The following is a 22,087-nucleotide window of genomic DNA, read 5'->3' on the forward strand; positions in this document are numbered from 1 at the left end:
CCCGTTCCGGGGAATTTCTACCAGACCCGTACGCGAAGACAAACAAAACTCGTTGAGCGTACGCGGGAATGTCGAGGTCCGGAAACCAGGCGGAGGAACCGCCTGGGGTTTAGCGAACGGAAATCGTCATGCGCAGCACAGTCCTGAAATCATGCCTCGCCCTCGCGTTGGGCTTTGTGCTTTCGGCCGGCACCGCCGAGCTTGGCTATGCCCAGGCGGCGAAGGGTCCGAGCGGCCTGCCGCTGCCGCGCTTCGTCACGCTGAAATCCAAGCGCGTCAATCTGCGCATCGGCCCCGGCACCGATTATGCCGCGTCGTGGATGTATCTGAAAGCCGGCCTGCCGGTGGAAATCATCCAGGAATATGACAACTGGCGCCAGGTGCGCGATGCCGACGGCACCGAGGGCTGGGTCAACCAGTCGCTGCTATCTGGCACCCGCGCCGCCATTGCCGCCCCCTGGATGAAGGGCAAGGGCAAGAGCGTCTTCGTCAACGTGCGCCGCGAGGCCCAGCCATCCGCGACTGTCGTCGCCAAGCTGGAGCCCGGTGTGATGATGAACATCGGCGAATGCACCGGCGACTGGTGCCTGGCCAAGATCGACGGCGCCGAAGGTTGGGTGGCGCAGTCGGAAATCTGGGGTGCCTATCCCGGAGAAGCCTTTAAGTAAGAGAAGCCTTCAACGGATTGAAGGCTTCCAGATAAGTCAGACGTAAGTCAGGCCTTAGACAAGACCGGCCTGCTTGCCGGCTTCAGCAAGCGACTTCATCGGACGCGGTCCGATCTGCTGGATGACGATGCCGGCAGCCAGGCAGCCGAGCTTGCCGCAATCCTCGAGCGTCCGCCCCTGCGTGTAGCCGTAAAGGAAACCCGCCGCGAACAGATCGCCGGCGCCGGTCGTGTCGACAAGCTCCTTGATCTCGATGGCGCTGACATAGAAGCGCTCGCTGCCCTTCAATATGACGGCACCCTCTTCGCTCATCGTTACCGCCGCAATCTTGCAATCCTGCGCGATCTTGACGAGCGCCTCTTCGAAATCCTCGGTCTCGTAAAGCGCCAGCGCCTCCTGCTTGTTGGCGAAGACGATGTCGACGGTGCCTGTCCGCATCAGGTCGAGAAACTCGTCGCGGTAGCGGCCGACGCAGAAGCTGTCGGAAAGCGTCATCGACATTTCGCGGCCGTTCTCATGGGCGATGCGGGCGCAATCGCGGATCGCTTCCTTGGCGCGCGGCGGATCCCAGAGATAACCTTCGAAATAGGTGACCTTAGACTGCGCCACGACCTCGGGCTCGACATCCTCGGGTCCAAGTTCGACGCAGGCGCCGAGATAGGTGTTCATCGAGCGCTCGCCATCCTCGGTCACGAAGATCATCGAGCGGGCGGTCGGCGGGAACTTGCCCTTCGGCTGCGTCTGGTAGTGAACGCCCTGGGCGCGGATGTCGTGCGCGAAGATCTCGCCGAGCTGGTCTTCGGCGACCTTGCCGAAATAGGCGGCCTTGCCGCCGAAATTGGCGATACCGGCCGCCGTGTTGCCGGCGCTGCCGCCCGAGGCTTCCAGCGCCGGGCCCATGTGGTTGTAGAGCAGTTCGGCGCGCTCGGCATCGATCAGGTTCATCGCTGCCTTGGTGATCTTGTGATCAATGAGGAACTGGTCGTCGCAACGCGCGATAATATCGACGATGGCGTTGCCGACAGTCAGTACATCGAATTTGGTCATGAAATGGGAGGTCCCGGTTTTGGTGATAGCCGGTAGTCGGTCTTAGCGGATTTTCAGCCCATGGGAAGCAGAAATGCCGGATTTGCGGCCAATCCTTTCGCAAAAATGCCGCGCGGACGTCATTCGCCTGTCATTTTGGCTGGCTATATCTCTCATCAACAAGATCGGCATGGACGGCTTTAGGGCAGTCGCCGATCGAGAAGGGCCCGATAAATAAAATCATGCCCTTCGACGATACCGGTGCGACGCTGACCACGGATGAACTGGCAGCATGACCAACCGGCAATCCGGCAGGACCGGATGCGGAAAAGCGGGCCGAACCCCGCTTTTTTTGCGTTTGCGCCTTGGCCCGATGTCATTCCGGTTTGTCAGCGCGAACGGTTTGCTGTTAGACCTTTGATATTCCATGCAATAGGCAATCCGTCCCCGATGTCCGCCATCTTTCTCGACGTTCTTCCCATCTTCGTGATGATCCTGATCGGCTGGCTGATCGTCAAAGTGGGATTGATGAAGGCCGAGGTCGGCGATGCGCTGAGCGACTTCGTCTTCAAGATCGCCGTGCCTTTGCTGCTCTTCCGCACCATCGCCGAAGCGGACTTCAAGGGCGCGTCGCCCTTCCGGCTTTGGATCGCCTATTTCTCCGGCGTCGCCATCACATGGACCGCCGCCCATATCGCCGCCACGCGTTTCTTCGGTCGCGATGACCGCATCGGCGTGCTCGCCGGCGTGTCGTCGGCCTTTGCCAATACCATCTTCATCGGCCTGCCGCTCGTCCAGCGCACCGTCGGCGACAAGGGCCTCGTGCCGCTGTCGATCCTGATCGCCGTGCACCTGCCTGTTATGATGATCATCGGCACCATTCTGATGGAGCGCGCCGAGCACAAGATCGCCGGTGGCAAGGGTCGCAGCATTGTCGCGGTGCTGCGCCAGATCGCCAGCAATCTCGTGCGCAATCCGCTGGTCATCGGGCTAGCCGGTGGCGCCCTCATGCATCTGCTCGGCTGGACGATGCCGATGCCGGTCGAACTGGTGGTCGATCAGATCGCTGGCGTATCCGGCCCTGTCGCCCTGATCTCGCTCGGAATGGCGCTGCAGCAATACGGCACCTCGGGCAATGTCGGCATCGCCAGCGTCACCTCCGCCTTCAAGCTGCTGCTCCTGCCTGCCTGCGTCTGGACGACCAGCCATCTGCTCGGTCTCGAAAGTGATTGGACGGCAGCACTGGTACTGATCTCGGCGGTTCCCACAGGCGTCAACGCCTGGCTGATCGCCAACCGCTTCGGCGTCGGCCACAGCTTGGCCGCCTCGACGATCACGCTGACGACCGCGCTCGGCGCCATCACCGTCTCCTTCTGGGCCTACCTGCTCGGATAATCGAGATACCCGAAACGAAAAAGCCCGGCGCATCGGCCGGGCTATCGTAGTTCATGCGATGGATGATCTTACTGCGTCGCCGAATCAGGTGCGCTCGGATCGGGCAGCGGCACCGGCGAATCGGCCAGCGTGTGCAGATAGAGGATCACGTTGGCGCGGTCGGTGTCCTTCTGGAGGCCGGCAAAGCCCATCGCCGTTCCGGCAATGTACTTCTTCGGCGCGGCCAGGAAGTGGTTCAGGTGATCGAAGGTCCACTTCTCGCTGGCGCCCTTGGAAAAATCCTTCATGGCGGCGGAATAGGCGAAACCTTCATGCGCGCCGATGGGACGATCTACGACACCAAAGAGGTTCGGCCCGACCTTGTTCGGTCCCCCTTTCGTGCCGTCATGACAGGCCTGACACTTCTTGAAGACCGTTTCGCCGGCCTTGGCGTCGGCCTTTGCAAGCAGCTGCGCGATCGGCACGGCGGCAGCCGGAGCAGCGCCACCGGCATCGGCGGCCGAAGCTTCGTCGGCTACAATGGCAAAGCCCTCTTTCTCCGGATTTTCCGAATGAAACAGGCTTTCCGAAGCGATGGATACGGACATCAGGACGAAAACCGTCCCAAGTAGCGCTCCCACCGCCGTATTCACGTAAGAATTCATCTGTGATGCTCCCCCCTCACAGCCGGCAGACATAAAACCGGTCTGTCACTTGAAATCGAGCGAAACCTATGTCTTTTGGCTAGTTCTTGCAACAGCCGAACGCCTCGGCAGCATGAGACTTTTTGACACCTTTCCGCCCGGAAATGAAGGCCTGAGCAATGGCAAGTCCAAATTTAGACAACGTACTCGTCCTCATTCCGGCCCGCATGGCATCCACCCGACTGCCCGGAAAGCCGCTCGCAGACATCTGCGGCAAGCCAATGGTCATCCAGGTGGCTCTTCGAGCGAAGGAGGCCGCGATCGGCCGCGTGGTCGTTGCCGTCGACGAGCAGGAGGTGTTCGACGTGGTCGCCGCCGCCGGTTTCGAGGTGGTCATGACCGCCAAGGCGCACCAGTCCGGCTCCGACCGCATTTACGAAGCGCTGACCAAGGTCGATCCCGAAGGCCGCATCGAATATATCGTCAACGTCCAGGGCGACCTGCCGACGATCGAGCCGGAAACGGTGCGCGCATCGCTGCGCCCGCTTGAAGACGCCGCCGTCGATATCGCCACGCTGACCATCGCCATCGACAACGAAGAAGACAAGACGGCGCCGCATATCGTCAAGGTGGTCGGCTCGCCGCTGTCGGAGACCCGCATGCGGGCTCTCTACTTCACGCGGGCAACGGCACCCTATGGCGAAGGCCCGCTCTATCATCACATCGGCCTCTACACCTATCGCCGCGCGGCGCTGGAGCGCTTCGTCTCGCTCGGGCCCTCCACGCTCGAAAAGCGCGAATCGCTTGAGCAGCTGCGGGCGCTGGAAGCCGGCATGCGCATCGATGTCGAGATCGTTGACACCGTTCCGCTCGGTGTCGATACTCCCGCCGACCTTGAAAAGGCGCGGCGCATTCTTTCCGCACAATTGAAGTAACGGATCTCCCATGAGCATCAAGACCAACAAAATCGCCTTCCAGGGCGACTTCGGCGCCAATTCCGACATGGCCTGCCGCGACATGTTTCCTGATATGGATCCGCTGCCGTGCCAGACCTTCGAGGATGCCTTCGTGGCGCTCGAAAGCGGCGATGCAGACCTGGCGATGATCCCGATCGAAAACACCATTGCCGGCCGCGTCGCCGACATTCACCACCTGCTGCCGGAATCGCGCCTGCACATCATCGGCGAATATTTCATGCCGATCCGCTTCCAGCTCATGGTGCTGCCCGGCGTCACCAAGGACGAGGTCCGCACCGTCCATAGCCACATCCACGCGCTCGGCCAGTGCCGCAAGATCGTCCGCGCCAATGGCTGGAAGGCTGTCGTTGCCGGCGATACGGCGGGCGCCGCCAAGCTGGTGCAGGAAACGGGCGACCGCTCGATGGCAGCCCTTGCGCCGCGTCTGGCAGCCGACCTCTACAAGCTTGATATCATTGCCGAAAACGTCGAGGACACCGAAGACAACGTCACCCGCTTCGTCATCCTCTCCCGCGACGAGAAGTGGGCCGAGCGCGGGGCGGCCGAAGAGAAGCTGGTCACCACCTTCGTCTTCAACGTCCGCAACATTCCGGCCGCGCTCTACAAGGCGCTCGGCGGCTTTGCCACCAACAGCATCAACATGACCAAGCTGGAAAGCTACCAGCTCGGCGGCAAGTTCGTCGCCACCCAGTTCTACGCCGACATCGAAGGCCACCCCGGCGACGCCAACGTCCGCCGCGCGCTGGAAGAGCTGCAGTTCTTCTCCGAGAAGGTGCGTATCCTGGGCGTCTACAAGGGCCACCCGATGCGGGGCCTGCTGCAGAAGTAACGACAAAGGGCGCCGAGGCGCCCTTTTTAATGCTCTGCAATGACGCTTACTTATCCGGCTCACAAACCCGCAACCGATGCCCATCGGGATCGAGCACCACGAAGGTCGGGCCGAAGTCTAGGTCGGTCAGGTCCTGGGCGATCGGCAGATGGCGGTCGCGCCAGTCGCGGTAGAGGTTGGAAACGCCGTTTTCGCCCGGCACCATGAAGGCGATCTCGGCGCGGCTGCCGATCGCCGATGGCTGCGGCACGACGCTGCTCAGTCGCCACAGCCCGAGCGTGAAGCCGCCATCGAGCGCGAAAGCCACGAAATTGGGAGCGTCGGCAACCGGCTCGCGGTTCAAGAGCGCCTTGTAGAAACTGGCGCTCGCGGCGGGATCGCGGACATAGAGAATGATGAGATTGGGGCTATTCATGGTGGTGTCCCTCTGCGTGAAAATGACGTGATGATGCGAACGCCGCCGGGTTCTCCGGCAGCGGTCAAAAGCGTGATTGAAATGTGAAAGTGTGGTCTGTTACCGCTCGCGGTCGCGGCTGCCCCAGTCGATGACGCCGATATCGCGCCTCAGATTCTCAGACATCGATTGCGGATCGAGACGCGGAGCGCCCGTTCGCCCAAGATTGCGGCCCATGCTATGCGCCATGCTGCGCGATGCATTCTGCATCATCCTGAGCATCAGCGATTGCGGATACCAGGTGTCGGAGCTGGCCTCGTCGGAACGGTGGTTGCCGCGCGTCGTCTGGCCCATGGTCTGGCCCATGGTCTGGGACGTGTTCGGGCTCGTCATGGCAGGTCCTCCTGTTTCGATAGGACCCATACTAGACTCATATGCTGTCAGTTTATGGCAGTAGTGTTTTCTGTTCCCGCGGTGCGACTTCGCGGTCGCTCCACTCCTGCAGCAGCACGGCGCGGCGGCGCGGATAGCGCGTCTCCTGCGGGATCATTTCCACGATGCGATCGGTGCGGAAATGGCGGTAATCCTGTCTGAGCTCGCACCATGCAACGATCATCCGGACCTGTTCGGTATAGCTGATGGCAAACGGCCAGACATTGCGGATGGAGACGGCGCCGCCCTCGTCGGTATAGGTGAGCTTCAGCACCCGCTCGCCGCGGATCGCCTTGCGGATCACGCCCATGTCGGCCTTGCTTGATATCGGCGGGCGCATGTGGATGAGGAGAGGGGACGTCTCGATCTCGTCGCGGATCTCGCGCGGCAGCACGTCGGCGATCTTGGCGAGCGCGTCGGCGCCCGCTGCCGCCAGCCTCGGATCGGCCGCCCGCGCCACCCAGCGCGATCCCAGCACCAGCGCCTCGATCTCGTCCTGCGAAAACATCATCGGCGGCAGCATGAAGCCGGGCCTGAGGATATAGCCAAGCCCCGGCTCGCCCTCGATGTCAGCGCCCTGCGCCTGCAGGCTGGCGATGTCGCGGTAGAGCGTGCGGATGCTGACGCCGGTCTCCTCCGCCAGCACCGCGCCGCTCACCGGCCGCCTATAGCGACGTAGCGTCTGCAGCAATGTAAGCAAGCGTTCTGAGCGAGCCATGGTGTTGGCCTACTTCTTCCACTCCACCCAGTCGCGCATCAGGCGGTGAGCGATCGCGCCCTTCGGCGGCGGCGCCTTGCCGGTCGTGCCGGGGCGCTCGAGCATCTCGATCGTCTCCTCGCGGGTAAACCAGCGGCAATCCTCGAGCTCCTGCTCGTCGCGGGTGATGTCGCGTGACTTGGCCTCGGCGTAGCAGCCGATCATCAGCGTGTGCGGCATCGGCCAGGGCTGCGAGGCGTGGTAGCGGACGCGGCCGGTGCGGATGCCGGATTCTTCCAGCGTCTCGCGGCGCACGGCGTTCTCGATGGTTTCGCCGGGCTCCACGAAGCCGGCGAGACAGGAATACATGCCGGGTGCGAAATGCGGACCGCGCCCGAGCAGGCAGAGATCGCGCTCCTCGTCGATGGTGAGCATGATGACGACAGGGTCGGTGCGCGGGAAGATCGTGTGCTGGCAGGCGGAGCAGACGCGCTTGTAGCCGCCGATATGCATCTCCATCGCGGAGCCGCAGCGCCCGCAGAACCGGTTGTCGCCGTTCCAGCGGATCAGGCTGGCGCCCTGCGCGAACTCGCCGAGCAGCACGTCGTCGAGCAGCATGTCGCGATAGAGCGACCGGCCGTCGGCGGGCTTGTATTGGCTCGAAAGCTCCTCTTCGGGAACGGCGACCGGCACCGCCAGTCTCGGCTCGCCGCTCTTGCGGTAGCCGAGCAGGATCGTCTCGTCCCAGTTGGGCTTGAGATCGGTCAGCTCGTAGCGCGCAAACAGCGGATCGAGCACCTGGCCGTCATGCTTCAGGACAAGCTTGTCGCCGGTGAAGGCGAAGATATGGGTTCCATCCTTGGCGAGCGCCTCGTTCACCGAGTTTTCGTTGCGATGCTCGGAATCGCGGATCAGGTCGTTGGCGGCGAATGCCGTCAGATTGCTGGGCTCGGGATGGGGTACATCCGTCTCGAAAAGCGAACGGCTCATGATGAAAGGGCTTCCCGCATCGTCTCTATGAATTGGTCTCGTTTCGCGTCCTCATAGGCCTCCGCCTTGCCGTAGCCCCAGATCGGACCGGGCCAGTTCGGATCACCTTCGAAGCGCGCGACGACATGAACATGAAGCTGGCGGACGATATTGCCAATAGCCGCGACATTGATTTTTGTCGCCCCGGTCACCTTCTTCAAGGCGGTCGAGGCCAGCTCCGTCTCGAAGGTCAGCATCACCTGGTCGAGCGGCGTCAGCTCGAAAATCTCGGTGATATCGGCGCGCTGCGGCACGAGGATAAGCCATGGCCAGCGACAGTCCCTGGCCAGCCGGAAGTCGCAGAGGCCCGTTTTCAGGATACTGATGCTGTCATTGGCCAGCCGGTGGTCGAGTTTGAAAGCGTCCAACGGGTATTCCTCCAGAGTTTTCCATAGGCTAGCAGTTTTTTCGGAGCTTGGCTTGCTTTTGATCGCGATATTGCCGATATGTGCCTTCGGGAGGTTGGTGGTGGACGAGCCACTCGCCAACCGGGTCAGGTCCGGAAGGAAGCAGCCCTAACGAGCCAGGCACGGGTCATCGTGCCAGCCTCCCACCCTTCTCTCCATCCTTTGCCCGAAGAGTTCGGGCGTTAAGCAGGGCGATGAGCGACACCGAGCGACAATCACAAGATGCCGCCTCGACGGGCACCGGATACCGGGTGCTGGCACGCAAATACCGCCCCAAGGATTTCACGGATCTGATGGTCGGCCAGGAGCCGATGGTCCAGACCCTGACCAACGCCTTCGAGACCGGCCGTATTGCGCAGGCCTACATGCTGACCGGCGTTCGCGGGGTCGGCAAGACGACGACCGCCCGAATCCTGGCGCGCGCGCTGAATTACAAGACAGCCGAGATCGACAAGCCGACGATCGATCTGCGCATCCCCGGCGACCACTGCCAGGCGATCATGGAAGGCCGCCATGTCGATGTCATCGAGATGGACGCCGCCTCGCATACGGGTATCGACGATATCCGCGAGATAATCGAGCAGGTGCGCTACCGCCCGGTTTCGGCGCGCTACAAGGTCTACATCATCGACGAAGTGCACATGCTCTCGACGCAGGCCTTCAACGGCCTGTTGAAGACGCTCGAGGAGCCGCCGGAGCATGTGAAGTTCATCTTCGCCACGACTGAAATCCGCAAGGTGCCGATCACGGTCCTGTCGCGCTGCCAGCGCTTCGATCTGCGCCGCATCAGCGCGTCCGATCTCGTCGGCCTGTTCACCACGATCGCATCGAAGGAAGGCATCGAGGCGGAGCCCGATGCGCTGGCGATGATCGCCCGTGCTGCCGAAGGCTCGGCGCGTGACGGCCTGTCGCTGCTCGACCAGGCGATCGCCCATGGCGGCGGCGCGGTGCTGGCCGAATCGGTGCGCGGGATGCTCGGCCTCGCCGACCGCGCCCGCATCGTCGATCTCTTCCAGCACGTCATCAAGGGTGATGTCGCCGCAGCCCTTGGCGAATTCGAGAGCCAGTACGAGGCCGGCGCCAATCCGGTGGCGGTGCTCACCGATCTTGCCGATTTCACCCATCTGGTAACACGTCTGAAATACGTGCCGGATGCGGCAAACGATCCCTCGCTCAGCGAAATCGAGCGCACCAAGGGCGCCGAATTCTCGCAAGGCGTCGCCGTCACGGCACTGTCGCGCATCTGGCAGATGCTCTTGAAGGGCATTCCCGAGGTCGAGGCATCCTCGCGCCCGTCGGGTGCCGCCGAAATGGTGCTGATCCGGCTGGCGCATGCCGCCCATCTGCCTGCCCCGGAGGACGCGGCCCGTCGGCTCGCGGAATTCTCTGAAAACAACGGTGGCGCGCGTTCGCCTTCGCCATCCGGCAATGGTGGTGGAAACGGCGGCGCGACCGTCAGTTATCAGGGCAATGTCATGGCCCGCGCCGCGGAAGCCACGGCACCACGCCCGCAGCCCGCCGGTCCGACCGCCATGCTGCGCGTCGTCCAGAACTCTGATCCTCAGAGCCTGGCCGTCGGACGCACCGAGGCGAAGGCCGCCGATGCGCCGCAGCCGCTGGTGCGGGTCAATTCGGTCAGCGATATCGCCAACCTCGCCGGCGAAAAGCGCGATGTGAAGATCAAGGCGCTGGTGCGCAATTTCGTGCGCCCGGTTCGCGTTCAGCCCGGCATCCTGGATGTCAACCTGACGGAAGGCGCGCCGGGAACGCTGCTCAACGAACTTGCGCTGAAGCTCAAGGAATGGACCGGCATCCACTGGATCGTCAGCCTCAGCCGCGAGGCCGGCCAGCCGACCATGGTGGAGGCCGAGGCCAACGCCAAGGCGCAGCAGGTGAGCGACGCCAGGCAGGACCCTGACGTGGCGGCGATCCTCTCGCAGTTTCCGGGCGCCAAGATCATCGACGTTCGCGTCCGCGCGCCGGAACCGGAAGAAGAGGAAGGTCCCGTGCAGGCGCCGGCGACAGCCGAATCCGAAGAGGGCGATATCCTGCCCGGCGACGACATAGAATTCTGAGACACCAAGAAGGAGCAAGACGATGCGCGACATCATGGGCATGATGGGCAAAGTCAAGGAAATGCAGGCCAAGATGGAGCAGATGCAGGCGGAAATCGCCACGCTCACGGCCGAAGGCAAGTCTGGTGGCGGTCTCGTAACCGTCGTCATCACGGGCAAGGGCGAAATGCAGAGCCTGAAGATCGATCCGTCGCTCTTCAAGGAAGACGACGTCGAAATCCTCGAGGATCTGATCGTCGCCGCTCACAAGGATGCCAAGGAAAAGGCTGACGCGGTCGCCGCCGAAAAGACCAAGGCGCTGACGGCTGGCCTGCCGATCCCGCCCGGCTTCAAGATGCCGTTCTGATCATCAGATCGAATGTGAATGTGAGAGCGCCGGCGCCCATCGGGTGGCCGGCGCTTGTCGTTTGAGAACGCCTATTTCGTGTGCTTTTGCGTGTGGTGCTTGGCGGGCTTCGCCTTCGGCGGCGGAACGAAGGTCAGCTTCATGTTGGCGATGCCGGCCGCGACGTTGAGGCCGGACGTGCCCTCGACAGACAGCGGCTGCAGCGCCACCGATCCCTCCAGGCCGCCCACCAGCGCATTCGCCCCGAGCCCGAGGCCGACGGTCGCATTGGCCGCCACGCCGGAATAGCTGCCCTGCAGCGCGCCCTCCGGATGGTTTGCCGGCGCATAGACGTACCAGATCAGCGTTCCGCCTTTCAGCACGCCGATATCGACGCCGATCTTGGTGATCGCGCCGCGATAATGCTCCACATGCCCGGGCTGCGAGGGCGTGAACATGCAGTCCACCTCCCGTTTCGAGCCGATGATCATGCCGATTCCCGCCGAGATGTCGCAGGTCAGCGACCCCGCATGCACATTGGCCGCCGCCGCCGGCTGGGGAGCGGAAAGGGCCGTCGCGGCGGCAACCGCAAGGGCGATCGAGGTAAACTTGAAGACGGACATGCAGGCCTCCTTGGATTGGCACACCGTCCGAAGGAAATTAGGAGACGTCCTGATATCAGCAAGTGATCATAAAGGCGGAATCTCGGTGCCGCGACCCGCGCGGGCTTACCTCTCCGCGAGAAGGCTGTCGCGCAGCTTGTAGTGGATCGGCGCCGCCAGATAGCGGGCGCGGTCTTCGGCTGACAGCCGCCTGCCGAACGTCGCCATCATCTCCGGCATCGTCACCCGCGCTCCCTCGAACCGCTGCCATTCCACTGGCTCGCCTGCTGTCACCGTGCCCGGCTCGATCACCCGGCAATAGATGCCCGGCCGGCCGGCGCGGGTGTAGCGCTTGACGAACAAGGGATCGCCCATGCGCGCCGCGAAGGTGGCGCACGGGATACGCGCGGAGGTGACCTCAAGCACAAGATCGCCGGCTATGAATCGATCGCCGACCGCGACCATGGTATTGTCGAGCCCTTCGATGACGAGGTTTTCGCCGAAGGTGCCGGGGGTGATCGTCTGCCCGAGTTCCGCCGACCACCAGTCGAGCGTCAGCGATCCCTCGACATAGACCGCCTGGTCGACGCCGCCATGGTGCTTGCGGTTGCAGATCGCGTCGCCGAGCAGCCCTTCGGCGTCGACGAGCACGCCGCCGCTGATCGCGTGCTTGTTGATGCCGGTCTTGTAGCTCTTGCCGGGAAGCCTCTCGGCGTTGCCGATGCAGACGGCGAGGATTTTCATAAGGCCCGCTTTTCTGTCCGTTTCCGTTTTTCAAACATATGGGCTAAGAACCCGATATGGCAAAGCGAGTCACCGGCCCCGAAATCGAAAAACTCATCCAGCTGCTGGCGAAGGTGCCGGGCCTCGGCCCCCGCTCCGCGCGCCGCGCCGCGCTGCACCTGATCAAGAAGAAGGATCAGCTGCTCGGGCCTCTCGGCAGCGCCATGGGCGAGGCCTATGACAAGGTCAAGATTTGCTCGCGCTGCGGCAATGTCGATACCTCCGACCCCTGCACCGTCTGCACCGACGATCGCCGCGACCAGTCCGTCATCATCGTCGTCGAGGATGTCTCCGACCTCTGGGCTCTGGAGCGTGCAGCCGCCTTGAACGCCGCCTACCACGTGCTCGGCGGCACGCTCTCGCCGCTCGATGGCGTCGGCCCTGACGATCTCAACATCAAGGGCCTGATCGAACGCGTCACGGCCGGCGGCATCAAGGAACTGATCATCGCCGTCAACGCCACCGTCGAGGGGCAAACCACAGCACACTATATAACCGACCAGCTGGCCGGGCTCGATGTGAAGATCACGCGCTTGGCGCATGGCGTGCCTGTTGGCGGCGAGCTTGATTATCTCGACGAGGGCACGCTGACGGCAGCGCTTCGGGCGCGGACGACGATATGAGGGGAGATGAGGTGAGGGGAAATTTGATGCCGTCCGAGATCCGAGTTACCCCCCTCTGCCCTGCCGGGCATCTCCCCCACAAGGGGGGAGATCGACTCGTGGCGGGCTTCCAGTCATACAATGAGAGTGGAACGAGTGGTCGCTCCCAGCCGATCTCCCCCCGTGTGGGGGAGATGTCCGGCAGGACAGAGGGGGGTATCGCACGACGCGCCCTCGCTATTCTCCTCAGCTTCCTCGCCACCACCAGCATCGCCCACGCCGCCCCCTCGAAAGCCGAAGTCGAAGCGCAGTTCGAGCGCTGGGTGCAAGCCGACCTCTGGCTGGAAGCGCAAAAGAGCGGCATATCCGAAAAGACCTTCAAGGCCGCATTCGCAGGCGTCACGCTCGATTGGTCGCTGAACGATCTCGCCCCTCCCGGCTTCCCGAAGCCGAAGGAGCAGAAGCAGACGCAGGCCGAGTTCTCCTCGCCGGCGCCCTATTTCAACGATGACCGGCTGAAGCGCCTGGCCGTCACCGGCCGAAGCTTCCAGACGCAGTACGCCTCGACGCTGAAGAAGATCGAGAAGACCTATGGCGTGCCCGGCTCGATCGTGCTCGCCATCTGGGGTCGTGAGACCGGCTTCGGCGCCGCCAAGATCCCGAACTCCGGCATCGAGGTGCTGGCCACCAAGGCCTTCATGTCCACCCGCAAGGAGATGTTCCGCACCGAACTGATCGCCGGGCTGCACATCATCGACGGCGGCGATGTCACGGCGGCCGATTTCAAGGGATCGTCGGCGGGCGCGCTCGGCCAGCCGCAGTTCATGCCGACGAGCTATCTGAAATACGCCGTCGATTTCGATGGCGACGGGCATCGCAATATCTGGACCTCGGTTCCCGATACACTGGCCTCGATCGCCAACTTCCTGGTCAAGAAGGGCTGGCAGGCGAACCGTAGCTGGGGCTACGAGGTGACGATCCCCGAAAACGTCTCCTGCGCGCAGGAAGGCCCCGATCTCGGCAAGCCGATCGCCCATTGGAATTCGCTCGGCATCGACCGCATCTCCGGGAAGGCCTTTCCGTCAGGTGAGAAGAACGCCACGGGCATGATGATGGTGCCGGCCGGTCGTGACGGCCCGGAATTCCTGGTGACGCCGAATTTCTACGTCATCAAGGAATACAACAATTCCGATCTCTACGCGCTCTATATCGGCAATCTGGCGGACCGCATCGCCTATGGCTCCGGCGCGTTCGAGGGCGCCTGGGGAGATGTCGGCAAGATGCTGCGCTCGGATGTCGCCACCATGCAGAAGGCGCTGGAGAAGAAGGGCTACGACGTCGGCGGCTCCGATGGCCTGCCCGGCTACAAGACGCGCCGCTCCATCGGCCAGTGGCAGGAGAAGAACGGCATGAAGCCGACCTGCTATCCCGAGGCCCACATGATCGGCAAGCTGAAATAGACGCTAGTGGTGCAGGTCGATATGCGCCTTGAAGAATAGGTCGTCGCTGGGCGGAATGGCCTGGCGCTCGATCATCCGGTGCACATGCGGCCCCGCTTCGCCGCGATGCAGCGCCCTTAGCCGGTCAGTGTTTTCGCCGTCCACCTGGGTTCGCCGCTGGTTGTGGCGGATATACTCGACCCAGGTCGGCGTGTGGTAGGTTTCGGTCCACGAGCCCGGTTTTTCCAGGTCGCGCATCAGCGCCCAGTTGCGGGCCCCGTCGCGGATGCGGATACGCCGCCGCTCGCCCATCAGTTTCAGGAACTCCGGCACGTCGAGGTCGTCGATCTCGTAATCGACCTGGATGACGACAGGCCCGCTGCGCGGGGTGATATCGAGGCCGAGCGCCGGCTCGGTGAAGCGGTTGAGTGGATCGAGATTGAGTGTCTCGAACGCCGGCATGGCGAATTTCAGGCCGACGACGATACCGAACAGCATGACCACGGCCGACATCAGCAGCGCGTTGGCGACGCCGTAATTATCGGCGGCGATACCCCAGATCCAGCTGCCCCCGGCAATCCCGCCGAAGGTCACGGTCTGGTAAAGCGACAGCGCCCGGCCGACCACCCAGCGCGGCGTCGAGAGCTGCACGATGGTGTTGAACAGCGACAGCGCCAGAACCCAACAGGCGCCCGAGATCACCAATCCCAAACAGGTGATCGCCGAAATCGGGCTGAAGGCGGCGATCGCGGCGCTGAGCGCGAAGCCCGCAAACGACAGCCGCACGATCGTCTCGCTGGAGAAGCGCTCGCGCAATCTCGCGTTCAGCACCGCGCCGCCGATGGCGCCGATGCCGAAGGAGCCGAGCATCAGGCCGTAGGTGAGCGGCCCGCCGACCACCAGTTCCAACGCCACGATAGGCAGCAGCGCGAGGATCGAGCTGGCGCTGATGCCGAAGATCAGCCCGCGCAGCATGACTTTCTGCAGGTTGGGCGACATGGAGATGTAGCGCAGCCCGGCGAAGATGGCGCTGCCGAGCGCTTCGCGCGGCAACGTGGTCGCGGGGTAAGTCGGCTTCCAGCGCATCAGCGCGTAGATCAGCGCGAAATAGCTCATCGTATTGACGGCGAAGGCGGCTGCAGCACCGGCGGCCGCCACGATGATGCCGCCGATCGCCGGCCCGACGCTGCGGGTAATGTTGAAGCCGACGCTGTTCAGAGTGACGGCGCCGGGCAGATCGGCGCGCGGGACCATGTCTCCCACCGAGGCCTGCCAGGAGGGATTGTTGAGCGCCGTGCCGCAGCCGAGCAGGAAGGTGAAGAACAGGAGCAGCCAGGGCGAGAGGATACCGAAGAAGGCGAAGATGCTGAGGAGTGCCGAGACCGCCAGCATGAAACACTGCGCCGTCAGCATCACCCGCCGCCGGTCGAAGCTGTCGGCCAGCGCGCCCGAAACCAGCGAGAAGAGCATGATCGGCAGCGCGGTGGAGGTCTGCACCAGCGCCACCATGTCGCCCGACGCGGTGATCATGGTCATCATCCACGCGGCACCCACCGCCTGGATGAGGCCGCCGAAATTGGAGGCGATGCTGGCGAACCAGATGGTGCGGTAGGTCTCGTGCCTGAGCGGTGCCAGTGTCGATGAAGTATAGGCCACGATTCCTCCCGTCGAATGCCATGCGCTGCGCCAAGCTATATAAGCGAAACGGCGATCAAGGCCACCGACCGCCTGCCGCAACCGCGCCGTACCGCCGATGGAGCTTGCTATTTCGCGGAAACGGGCCTATATGGCTCTCAAATCTTGATCGCATTGATGAGGAGTGGGCCGCAAGGACCCGCTCTTTTTTATTACCGCGATCGCCCGAAAATATCGCTTAGGAGCGCATCGCTTGTCGGATTCGACGAACGCAGACAATCAACTTGAGCCGCGGCTGATCACCGAGACTGGCCTCGACCAGCGCCTCGCCGCCATCATCGAGCCCGTCCTCATCGACCTCGGCTACCGCCTGATCCGCGTGCGCATGCTCAACCAGAACGGCGCCACCATGCAGATCATGGCTGAGCGCAATGACGGAACCATGGACGTCGAAGGCTGCGAGGAGGTCTCGGTGGCCGTTTCTCCGGTTCTCGATGTGGAAGATCCGATCGATAAAGAGTATCATCTGGAAGTGTCGTCGCCCGGCATCGATCGCCCGATGGTGCGCAAGTCCGATTTCGCGCGCTGGCAGGGCCATCTCCTGAAGTGCGAGACCTCGATCATCGTCGGTGGTCGCAAGCGCTTCCGCGGCAAGATCGTTTCCAGCGACGTCGATGGCTTCACGCTCGAGCGTGACGAGGCTCCGGCCGGCGAGGAAAAGGCGATCGTCATTCCGTTCACGGCGCTTGCCGATGCGAAACTCATTCTGACCGACGATCTGATCCGTGATGCCCTGCGCGCCGACAAGCTGGCGAAGGCAGAGGCCGCGAACCAGAACGAAGCGGAAGACGAAGAATAAACCGATCAACTTGTGGCGCCGGGCAAGGGAAGCCTCAGCGCCTAGACGGAGACAAAACACATGGCAGTCAGTGCGAACCGGCTCGAACTTCTGCAGATCGCAGATGCAGTCGCCCGCGAAAAGGTCATCGACCGCGAGATCGTGCTCGCCGCGATGGCGGACGCGATCCAGAAGGCGGCGCGCTCGCGCTACGGCACTGAATCCAACATCCGCGCCGACATTAACCCGAAGACCGGCGAAATCCGCCTGCAGCGTCTTCTCGAGGTTGTCGAGGCTGCTGAAGACTACTCCACGCAGATCCCGCTCGAACTGGCCCGCGACCGCAACCCGGACGCAGCCCTTGGCGATTTCATCGCCGATCCGCTGCCGCCGATGGATTTCGGCCGTATCGCCGCCCAGTCCGCCAAGCAGGTCATCGTCCAGAAGGTTCGCGAAGCCGAGCGTGATCGCCAGTTCGACGAATTCAAGGATCGCGTCGGCGAAATCGTCAACGGCACCGTCAAGCGCGTCGAATACGGCAACGTCATCGTCGATCTCGGCCGTGGCGAAGGCATCATCCGTCGCGACGAAATGATCCCGCGCGAAAACGTCCGCTATGGCGATCGCGTCCGCGCATACGTATATGACGTACGTCGCGAACAGCGCGGCCCGCAGATCTTCCTGTCGCGCACGCATCCGCAGTTCATGGTCAAGCTCTTCACCATGGAAGTGCCGGAAATCTACGACGGCATCATTCAGGTGAAGTCGGTTGCCCGCGATCCGGGTTCGCGCGCCAAGATCGCCGTGATCTCGAACGATAGCTCGATCGATCCGGTCGGTGCCTGCGTCGGTATGCGTGGTTCGCGCGTTCAGGCCGTTGTCGGCGAGCTTCAGGGCGAAAAGATCGACATCATTCCCTGGTCGCAGGACCCGGCGACCTTCGTCGTCAACGCCCTGCAGCCGGCTGAAGTCGCCAAGGTCGTTCTCGATGAAGATGCCGAGCGCATCGAAGTCGTGGTTCCGGACGAGCAGCTGTCGCTGGCCATCGGCCGCCGCGGCCAGAACGTTCGCCTCGCATCGCAGCTGACCGGCTGGGATATCGACATCATGACGGAAGCCGAGGAATCGGAACGCCGTCAGAAGGAATTCAACGAGCGCACCAACCTGTTCATGGATTCGCTCGATGTCGACGAAATGGTCGGCCAGGTTCTGGCCTCCGAAGGCTTCGCGGCTGTTGAGGAACTGGCTTACGTCGAACTCGACGAAATCGCCTCGATCGACGGTTTCGACGAAGACACCGCGCAGGAAATCCAGACCCGCGCCCGCGAATATCTCGAAAAGCTCGAAGCCGAGATGGACGAGAAGCGCAAGGCGCTCGGCGTATCGGACGAACTGCGTGGCATCGACGGCATGACCGCCCAGATGATGGTTGCCCTCGGCGAAGACGGCATCAAGACGATGGAAGACTTCGCCGGCTGTGCAGCCGACGATCTCGTCGGCTGGAGCGAGCGCAAGAACGGCGAGACCAAGAAGTTCGAGGGCCTGTTCTCGAAGTTCGACGTTTCGCGCGTCGAAGCTGAACAGATGGTCGTTCAGGCCCGCCTCGCGGCTGGCTGGATCACCGAAGAGGACCTTGCGAAGGAAGCGGAAGCTGAAGAAGCTCCCGAGGCCGAGCAGGAAGTTTAATGTCTGCGCGTGAGCCTACCGTTTCTCCTGAGGACGACGATCTTGCAGGTTATGACGTGAATGGTCGCATGTGCATCGTGACGCGCGAAAGCGGATCGCCGGATGAGCTGATCCGCTTCGTCGCCGCTCCCGATGGGACGGTGGTGGCCGACCTGAAGCGTCAGCTTCCGGGTCGCGGCTGCTGGGTGAAGATCGACCGTGCTCTGGTCGACAAGGCGGTGGCGAAGAAATCCTTCGCCCGCGCCCTGAAAACGGATGTGAAGGTGGCCGCCGATCTCGGCGAGACCGTCGACAAGCTGCTGATGCAGCAACTGATGCAGATGATGAACATGGCCCGCAAGGCCGGACAGTTCATCACCGGCGCCTCGAAGGTGGATGCCGCGATCCGCAGTGGCGCGGCACTTGCGGTGTTCCATGCAACGGACGCGGCGGCCGACGGCGTGAGAAAGATCGACCAGGCCCGCAAGGCCTGGCACCTCGGAATGGAGACCGAGGAGGAAATACCTTCCTACAAACTCTTCTCGGAGAGCGAAATGGAAGGCCTGATGGGTCAGAACGCTTTTATCCATGCTGCAGTGCTTGCAGGGCAGGCGGGTGAGGGTGTAGTGAAGCGCGCAAAGATGCTCGAACAGTACCGCAATGGCGGTCAGTCCCGGGCAGCGGGCGGCGCTGGCCGGCAAAAACAATGATACGGTCACCGGACTTGTCCGGCCCGATGTCATTGATCGACATTTTGATTGACAGGGACTGATGACGTCATCGCTCCCTGTCCGAAGGAACGGGAACGAATGACCGATAGCAATGACGACAAGACACTGAACGGCCCGGGCAAGAAGACTCTGACCCTGAAACCGTCGGGCGTAAGCCAGGGCACCGTGCGCCAGGATATGGGCCGCGGTCGCACCAAGGCGGTCGTTGTCGAGACCCGCAAGCGGCGCCCGATGCGCCCGGAAGACGAACAGCGCCCGATCACCCCGGTGGCAGCACCGGCAGCGCCCGTACGCGCCGCCGAGCCCGCTCCTGCGCCCGCAGCACCGGCAGCGGCAGCTCCGGCTCCGGCGCCTGTTCAGCAGGCCCGCCCGCCGCAGCCCCAGCAGCCGCAGCGCTACAATCAGCCGAGCGGCCAGCAGTATAACCGTCCGCAATCCCAGCAGCCTTCGCGCCAGCAGGATCGTCCGCGCCCGGTGGTTCTGAACCATCTGTCGCCGGAAGAAATGGATGCGCGCCGCCGTGCGCTCGCCATGGCCCAGGTTCGTGACGCCGAGGATGCGGTTCGCCGCGCCGAGGAAGAAAAGCGCCGTGCCGCCGAAGAGATCGCACGCCAGGCCGCCGCCGCTGAAGAAGCCAAGCGCCTTGCCGCCGAGGAAGCAGAACGCGCCGCTGCGGCCGCTGCCGCTCCGCCGGCACCAGCCGCTCCCGCTCCGGCTGCCGCCGAAGCACCGCGCACGCAGGCTGCGGCACCCGCCGTTCGCCGCACCGATGCGCCGTCTTCCGCCCGTCCGGCTCCCGGTGGCGCACCGACTGCTCCCGGCGTCCGTCGCCGCGAAAATGATGAGGATGATCGCGGTGGTGCACCGCGCGGTGGCGCTCCGGCGCGTGGCCGCGTCGTGCGTCCGGAACCGGCAAAGCCGGTTACCGCGCGTCCGAAGGGTGACGATGGTCGCCGCCAGGGCAAGCTGACGATCACGGCTGCAAGCACGGATGACGACGGCAACAACCGTGGCCGCTCGATGGCCGCCATGCGCCGTCGCCAGGAAAAGTTCCGCCGCAGCCAGATCCAGGAAACCCGCGAAAAGGTTGTTCGCGAAGTCATCCTGCCTGAGACCATCACCATTCAGGAACTGTCGCAGCGTATGTCTGAACGCGCCGTCGACGTCATCAAGTACCTGATGAAGGAAGGCCAGATGATGAAGCCGGGCGACGTCATCGACGCCGACCTCGCTGAACTCATCGCCGGCGAATTCGGCCACACCGTCAAGCGCGTTTCGGAATCCGACGTTGAAGAAGGTATCTTCGACCGGGCCGACGATGCCGGCGAAATGGTGTCGCGTCCGCCAGTCGTCACGATCATGGGTCACGTCGACCACGGCAAGACCTCGCTGCTCGACGCCATCCGTCAGGCAAACGTCGTCTCGGGCGAAGCCGGTGGCATCACCCAGCACATCGGTGCCTATCAGGTCGAACAGAACGGCCAGAAGATCACCTTCATCGACACCCCCGGCCACGCCGCCTTCACGGCCATGCGTGCCCGTGGTGCGCAGGCGACGGATATCGCGATCCTCGTGGTCGCGGCCGACGACAGCGTCATGCCGCAGACGATCGAATCCATCAGCCACGCCAAGGCGGCCGGTGTTCCGATCATCGTGGCGATCAACAAGATCGACAAGCACGAAGCCAACCCGGACAAGGTCCGTCAGCAGCTTCTGCAGCACGAAGTCTTCGTCGAATCGCTCGGCGGTGAAGTGCTCGACGTCGAAGTGTCGGCGAAGAACAAGACCAACCTCGACAAGCTGCTCGAAGCCGTCCTGCTGCAGGCCGAAATCCTCGACCTCAAGGCCGACCCGACGCGTACTGCCGAGGGTATCGTCATCGAAGCCCAGCTCGACCGTGGTCGTGGCGCGGTTGCGACCGTCCTCGTCCAGAAGGGCACGCTGAAGCCCGGCCAGATCATCGTTGCCGGCGATCAGTGGGGCCGCGTTCGCGCGCTCGTCACCGACAAGGGTGACCATGTCAAGGAAGCGGGTCCGGCCATGCCGGTCGAAGTGCTCGGCCTGTCCGGCACGCCTGCTGCGGGTGACAAGTTCGCCGTCGTCGAAAACGAGAGCCGTGCGCGCGAGATTTCCGAATATCGCCAGCGTCTGGCCCGCGACAAGGCGGTTGCCCGCCAGACCGGTCAGCGCGGTTCGCTCGAACAGATGATGAGCAAGCTGCAGAACACCGGCTTCAAGGAATTCCCGCTGCTCATCAAGGGCGACGTGCAGGGTTCCATCGAAGCGATCATCGGTGCTCTCGACAAGCTCGGCACCGACGAAGTGCGGGCACGTATCGTCCATTCGGGCGCCGGCGCCATCACGGAATCGGATCTGGCGCTTGCCGAATCCTCCGACGCCGCGATCATCGGCTTCAACGTCCGTGCCAACGCACAGGCACGTATCGCCGCCGAACGCGCAGGCATCGAAATCCGCTACTACAACATCATCTACGATCTGGTGGATGACGTGAAGGCAGCGATGTCGGGTCTGCTCACGCCGGAGCGCCGCGAAACCTTCCTCGGCAATGCCGAGATCCTCGAGGTGTTCAACATCACCAAGACCGGCAAGGTCGCGGGTTGCCGCGTTACCGAAGGCAAGGTCGAACGTGGTGCTGGCGTCCGCCTCATCCGCGACAACGTCGTCATCCACGAAGGCAAGCTCAAGACGCTCAAGCGCTTCAAGGACGAAGTATCGGAAGTTCCTGTCGGTCAGGAATGCGGTATGGCCTTCGAGAACTACGAAGACATCCGCGCGGGCGATGTCATCGAATGCTTCCGCGTCGAGCATATCACCCGTACGCTCTGATCGTGCGAGACTAGAGTTGTGGACGGGCGCCGGATCATATGAGGCCGGCGCCCGAACCTTTTGAGGCC

At 63.1% G+C, this 22,087-nt stretch carries 22 protein-coding genes and 1 other RNA gene; 13 read left to right on the forward strand and 10 right to left on the reverse strand.

The annotated features are described in order from the left end of the window. The first annotated feature begins 128 nt into the window (after positions 1-128). Positions 129-668, forward strand: a complete 540-nt coding sequence (locus ACODTZ_RS07105) for an SH3 domain-containing protein (protein ID WP_111563034.1) — start codon at positions 129-131, stop codon at positions 666-668. A 54-nt stretch (positions 669-722) separates the two neighbouring features. Here ACODTZ_RS07105 and ACODTZ_RS07110 read toward each other — a convergent pair whose 3' ends face one another. After that, positions 723-1,715, reverse strand: a complete 993-nt coding sequence (locus ACODTZ_RS07110; protein WP_489024868.1) for an adenosine kinase — start codon at positions 1,713-1,715, stop codon at positions 723-725. A 429-nt stretch (positions 1,716-2,144) separates the two neighbouring features. On the opposite strand from ACODTZ_RS07110, the gene ACODTZ_RS07115 reads away from it, so the two are divergent. Further along, positions 2,145-3,089: an AEC family transporter gene (locus ACODTZ_RS07115; RefSeq protein WP_047506515.1), complete on the forward strand. Its 945-nt coding sequence runs from the start codon at positions 2,145-2,147 to the stop codon at positions 3,087-3,089. A 68-nt stretch (positions 3,090-3,157) separates the two neighbouring features. On the opposite strand, the gene ACODTZ_RS07120 is transcribed toward ACODTZ_RS07115, so the two are convergent. Then, a complete protein-coding gene (locus ACODTZ_RS07120) occupies positions 3,158-3,733 on the reverse strand; it encodes a c-type cytochrome (RefSeq protein ID WP_489024870.1) in 576 nt (191 codons plus the stop codon). Positions 3,734-3,891: 158 nt separating this feature from the next. Between ACODTZ_RS07120 and ACODTZ_RS07125 the strand changes: the two genes are divergently transcribed. Both ACODTZ_RS07125 and ACODTZ_RS07130 read left to right on the forward strand, forming a co-directional pair. After that, positions 3,892-4,647, forward strand: coding sequence for a 3-deoxy-manno-octulosonate cytidylyltransferase (locus tag ACODTZ_RS07125; RefSeq protein WP_112982897.1), 756 nt, complete (start codon positions 3,892-3,894; stop codon positions 4,645-4,647). 10 nt (positions 4,648-4,657) lie between these two features. After that, positions 4,658-5,518 (forward strand): prephenate dehydratase, encoded by an 861-nt coding sequence (locus tag ACODTZ_RS07130; RefSeq protein ID WP_047506519.1) that lies wholly within the window; start codon positions 4,658-4,660, stop codon positions 5,516-5,518. Between the two features lie 46 nt (positions 5,519-5,564). Here the strand turns inward: ACODTZ_RS07130 and ACODTZ_RS07135 are convergent, their stop codons facing one another. From ACODTZ_RS07135 to ACODTZ_RS07155, 5 genes are all read right to left on the reverse strand, one after another. After that, on the reverse strand, positions 5,565-5,933 hold the full coding sequence (locus tag ACODTZ_RS07135; RefSeq protein ID WP_047506521.1) for a VOC family protein: 369 nt from the start codon (positions 5,931-5,933) through the stop codon (positions 5,565-5,567). A gap of 99 nt (positions 5,934-6,032) precedes the next feature. Beyond that, the gene (locus ACODTZ_RS07140; protein WP_489024873.1) at positions 6,033-6,305 is read right to left on the reverse strand and encodes a hypothetical protein; all 273 of its coding nucleotides are present in this window, start codon (positions 6,303-6,305) and stop codon (positions 6,033-6,035) included. Between the two features lie 52 nt (positions 6,306-6,357). Further along, entirely contained in the window at positions 6,358-7,062 is a 705-nt protein-coding gene (locus ACODTZ_RS07145) for a helix-turn-helix transcriptional regulator (protein WP_489024875.1), read from the reverse strand. Between the two features lie 9 nt (positions 7,063-7,071). Further along, positions 7,072-8,031, reverse strand: a complete 960-nt coding sequence (nudC, locus tag ACODTZ_RS07150; protein ID WP_489024877.1) for an NAD(+) diphosphatase — start codon at positions 8,029-8,031, stop codon at positions 7,072-7,074. Next, a complete protein-coding gene (locus ACODTZ_RS07155) occupies positions 8,028-8,438 on the reverse strand; it encodes an HIT family protein (RefSeq protein WP_111563253.1) in 411 nt (136 codons plus the stop codon). Before ACODTZ_RS07155 ends, nudC begins: the two co-directional genes overlap by 4 nt. Positions 8,439-8,527: 89 nt before the next feature. On the opposite strand from ACODTZ_RS07155, the gene ffs reads away from it, so the two are divergent. From ffs to ACODTZ_RS07170, 3 genes are all read left to right on the forward strand, one after another. Beyond that, positions 8,528-8,624, forward strand: an RNA gene (ffs, locus tag ACODTZ_RS07160) — signal recognition particle sRNA small type. A gap of 47 nt (positions 8,625-8,671) precedes the next feature. Next, the gene (locus tag ACODTZ_RS07165) at positions 8,672-10,552 is read left to right on the forward strand and encodes a DNA polymerase III subunit gamma/tau (RefSeq protein WP_489024879.1); all 1,881 of its coding nucleotides are present in this window, start codon (positions 8,672-8,674) and stop codon (positions 10,550-10,552) included. Between the two features lie 22 nt (positions 10,553-10,574). Further along, positions 10,575-10,898, forward strand: coding sequence for a YbaB/EbfC family nucleoid-associated protein (locus ACODTZ_RS07170; RefSeq protein ID WP_018899104.1), 324 nt, complete (start codon positions 10,575-10,577; stop codon positions 10,896-10,898). A 71-nt stretch (positions 10,899-10,969) separates the two neighbouring features. Here ACODTZ_RS07170 and ACODTZ_RS07175 read toward each other — a convergent pair whose 3' ends face one another. Continuing rightward, complete coding sequence (locus tag ACODTZ_RS07175; RefSeq protein WP_113009678.1) at positions 10,970-11,500, reverse strand: DUF992 domain-containing protein; 531 nt, start codon at positions 11,498-11,500, stop codon at positions 10,970-10,972. Between the two features lie 105 nt (positions 11,501-11,605). Beyond that, positions 11,606-12,223: an MOSC domain-containing protein gene (locus tag ACODTZ_RS07180; RefSeq protein WP_489024881.1), complete on the reverse strand. Its 618-nt coding sequence runs from the start codon at positions 12,221-12,223 to the stop codon at positions 11,606-11,608. 56 nt (positions 12,224-12,279) lie between these two features. On the opposite strand from ACODTZ_RS07180, the gene recR reads away from it, so the two are divergent. Together recR and ACODTZ_RS07190 are read left to right on the forward strand one after the other, a co-directional pair. After that, positions 12,280-12,885, forward strand: a complete 606-nt coding sequence (gene recR, locus ACODTZ_RS07185; RefSeq protein WP_047506538.1) for a recombination mediator RecR — start codon at positions 12,280-12,282, stop codon at positions 12,883-12,885. 173 nt (positions 12,886-13,058) lie between these two features. Further along, complete coding sequence (locus tag ACODTZ_RS07190; RefSeq protein WP_489024884.1) at positions 13,059-14,324, forward strand: lytic murein transglycosylase; 1,266 nt, start codon at positions 13,059-13,061, stop codon at positions 14,322-14,324. Between the two features lie 3 nt (positions 14,325-14,327). On the opposite strand, the gene ACODTZ_RS07195 is transcribed toward ACODTZ_RS07190, so the two are convergent. Beyond that, a complete protein-coding gene (locus tag ACODTZ_RS07195) occupies positions 14,328-15,959 on the reverse strand; it encodes an MFS transporter (RefSeq protein ID WP_489024886.1) in 1,632 nt (543 codons plus the stop codon). Between the two features lie 232 nt (positions 15,960-16,191). On the opposite strand from ACODTZ_RS07195, the gene rimP reads away from it, so the two are divergent. The 4 genes from rimP (at position 16,192) to infB (ending at position 22,019) form a co-directional block, all read left to right on the forward strand. Next, positions 16,192-16,797 (forward strand): ribosome maturation factor RimP, encoded by a 606-nt coding sequence (rimP, locus tag ACODTZ_RS07200; protein ID WP_489024888.1) that lies wholly within the window; start codon positions 16,192-16,194, stop codon positions 16,795-16,797. 60 nt (positions 16,798-16,857) lie between these two features. Then, positions 16,858-18,462 carry a transcription termination factor NusA gene (gene nusA, locus ACODTZ_RS07205; protein ID WP_018899111.1) on the forward strand — a complete coding sequence of 535 codons (1,605 nt, stop codon included), beginning with the start codon at positions 16,858-16,860 and terminating at the stop codon, positions 18,460-18,462. Further along, complete coding sequence (locus ACODTZ_RS07210; protein ID WP_489024890.1) at positions 18,462-19,151, forward strand: RNA-binding protein; 690 nt, start codon at positions 18,462-18,464, stop codon at positions 19,149-19,151. The genes nusA and ACODTZ_RS07210 overlap by 1 nt, the downstream gene beginning before the upstream one ends. Before the next feature lie 99 nt (positions 19,152-19,250). Then, positions 19,251-22,019: a translation initiation factor IF-2 gene (gene infB / locus ACODTZ_RS07215; RefSeq protein ID WP_489024892.1), complete on the forward strand. Its 2,769-nt coding sequence runs from the start codon at positions 19,251-19,253 to the stop codon at positions 22,017-22,019. Positions 22,020-22,087 lie beyond the last annotated feature (68 nt).

It is taken from the genome of Rhizobium sp. FG113 (assembly GCF_057809895.1).

Coding starts and splice junctions, on each gene's coding strand:
- ACODTZ_RS07120 (WP_489024870.1), bottom strand. CDS start 3,733: ATGAATTCTTACGTGAATACGGCGGTGGGAGCGCTACTTGGGACGGTT.
- recR (WP_047506538.1), top strand. CDS start 12,280: ATGGCAAAGCGAGTCACCGGCCCCGAAATCGAAAAACTCATCCAGCTG.
- ACODTZ_RS07190 (WP_489024884.1), top strand. CDS start 13,059: ATGTCCGGCAGGACAGAGGGGGGTATCGCACGACGCGCCCTCGCTATT.
- ACODTZ_RS07130 (WP_047506519.1), top strand. CDS start 4,658: ATGAGCATCAAGACCAACAAAATCGCCTTCCAGGGCGACTTCGGCGCC.
- ACODTZ_RS07170 (WP_018899104.1), top strand. CDS start 10,575: ATGCGCGACATCATGGGCATGATGGGCAAAGTCAAGGAAATGCAGGCC.
- ACODTZ_RS07110 (WP_489024868.1), bottom strand. CDS start 1,715: ATGACCAAATTCGATGTACTGACTGTCGGCAACGCCATCGTCGATATT.
- ACODTZ_RS07115 (WP_047506515.1), top strand. CDS start 2,145: ATGTCCGCCATCTTTCTCGACGTTCTTCCCATCTTCGTGATGATCCTG.
- ACODTZ_RS07210 (WP_489024890.1), top strand. CDS start 18,462: ATGTCTGCGCGTGAGCCTACCGTTTCTCCTGAGGACGACGATCTTGCA.
- nusA (WP_018899111.1), top strand. CDS start 16,858: ATGGCAGTCAGTGCGAACCGGCTCGAACTTCTGCAGATCGCAGATGCA.
- ACODTZ_RS07135 (WP_047506521.1), bottom strand. CDS start 5,933: ATGAATAGCCCCAATCTCATCATTCTCTATGTCCGCGATCCCGCCGCG.
- infB (WP_489024892.1), top strand. CDS start 19,251: ATGACCGATAGCAATGACGACAAGACACTGAACGGCCCGGGCAAGAAG.
- ACODTZ_RS07105 (WP_111563034.1), top strand. CDS start 129: ATGCGCAGCACAGTCCTGAAATCATGCCTCGCCCTCGCGTTGGGCTTT.
- ACODTZ_RS07125 (WP_112982897.1), top strand. CDS start 3,892: ATGGCAAGTCCAAATTTAGACAACGTACTCGTCCTCATTCCGGCCCGC.
- nudC (WP_489024877.1), bottom strand. CDS start 8,031: ATGAGCCGTTCGCTTTTCGAGACGGATGTACCCCATCCCGAGCCCAGC.
- ACODTZ_RS07165 (WP_489024879.1), top strand. CDS start 8,672: ATGAGCGACACCGAGCGACAATCACAAGATGCCGCCTCGACGGGCACC.
- ACODTZ_RS07180 (WP_489024881.1), bottom strand. CDS start 12,223: ATGAAAATCCTCGCCGTCTGCATCGGCAACGCCGAGAGGCTTCCCGGC.
- ACODTZ_RS07140 (WP_489024873.1), bottom strand. CDS start 6,305: ATGACGAGCCCGAACACGTCCCAGACCATGGGCCAGACCATGGGCCAG.
- ACODTZ_RS07175 (WP_113009678.1), bottom strand. CDS start 11,500: ATGTCCGTCTTCAAGTTTACCTCGATCGCCCTTGCGGTTGCCGCCGCG.
- ACODTZ_RS07145 (WP_489024875.1), bottom strand. CDS start 7,062: ATGGCTCGCTCAGAACGCTTGCTTACATTGCTGCAGACGCTACGTCGC.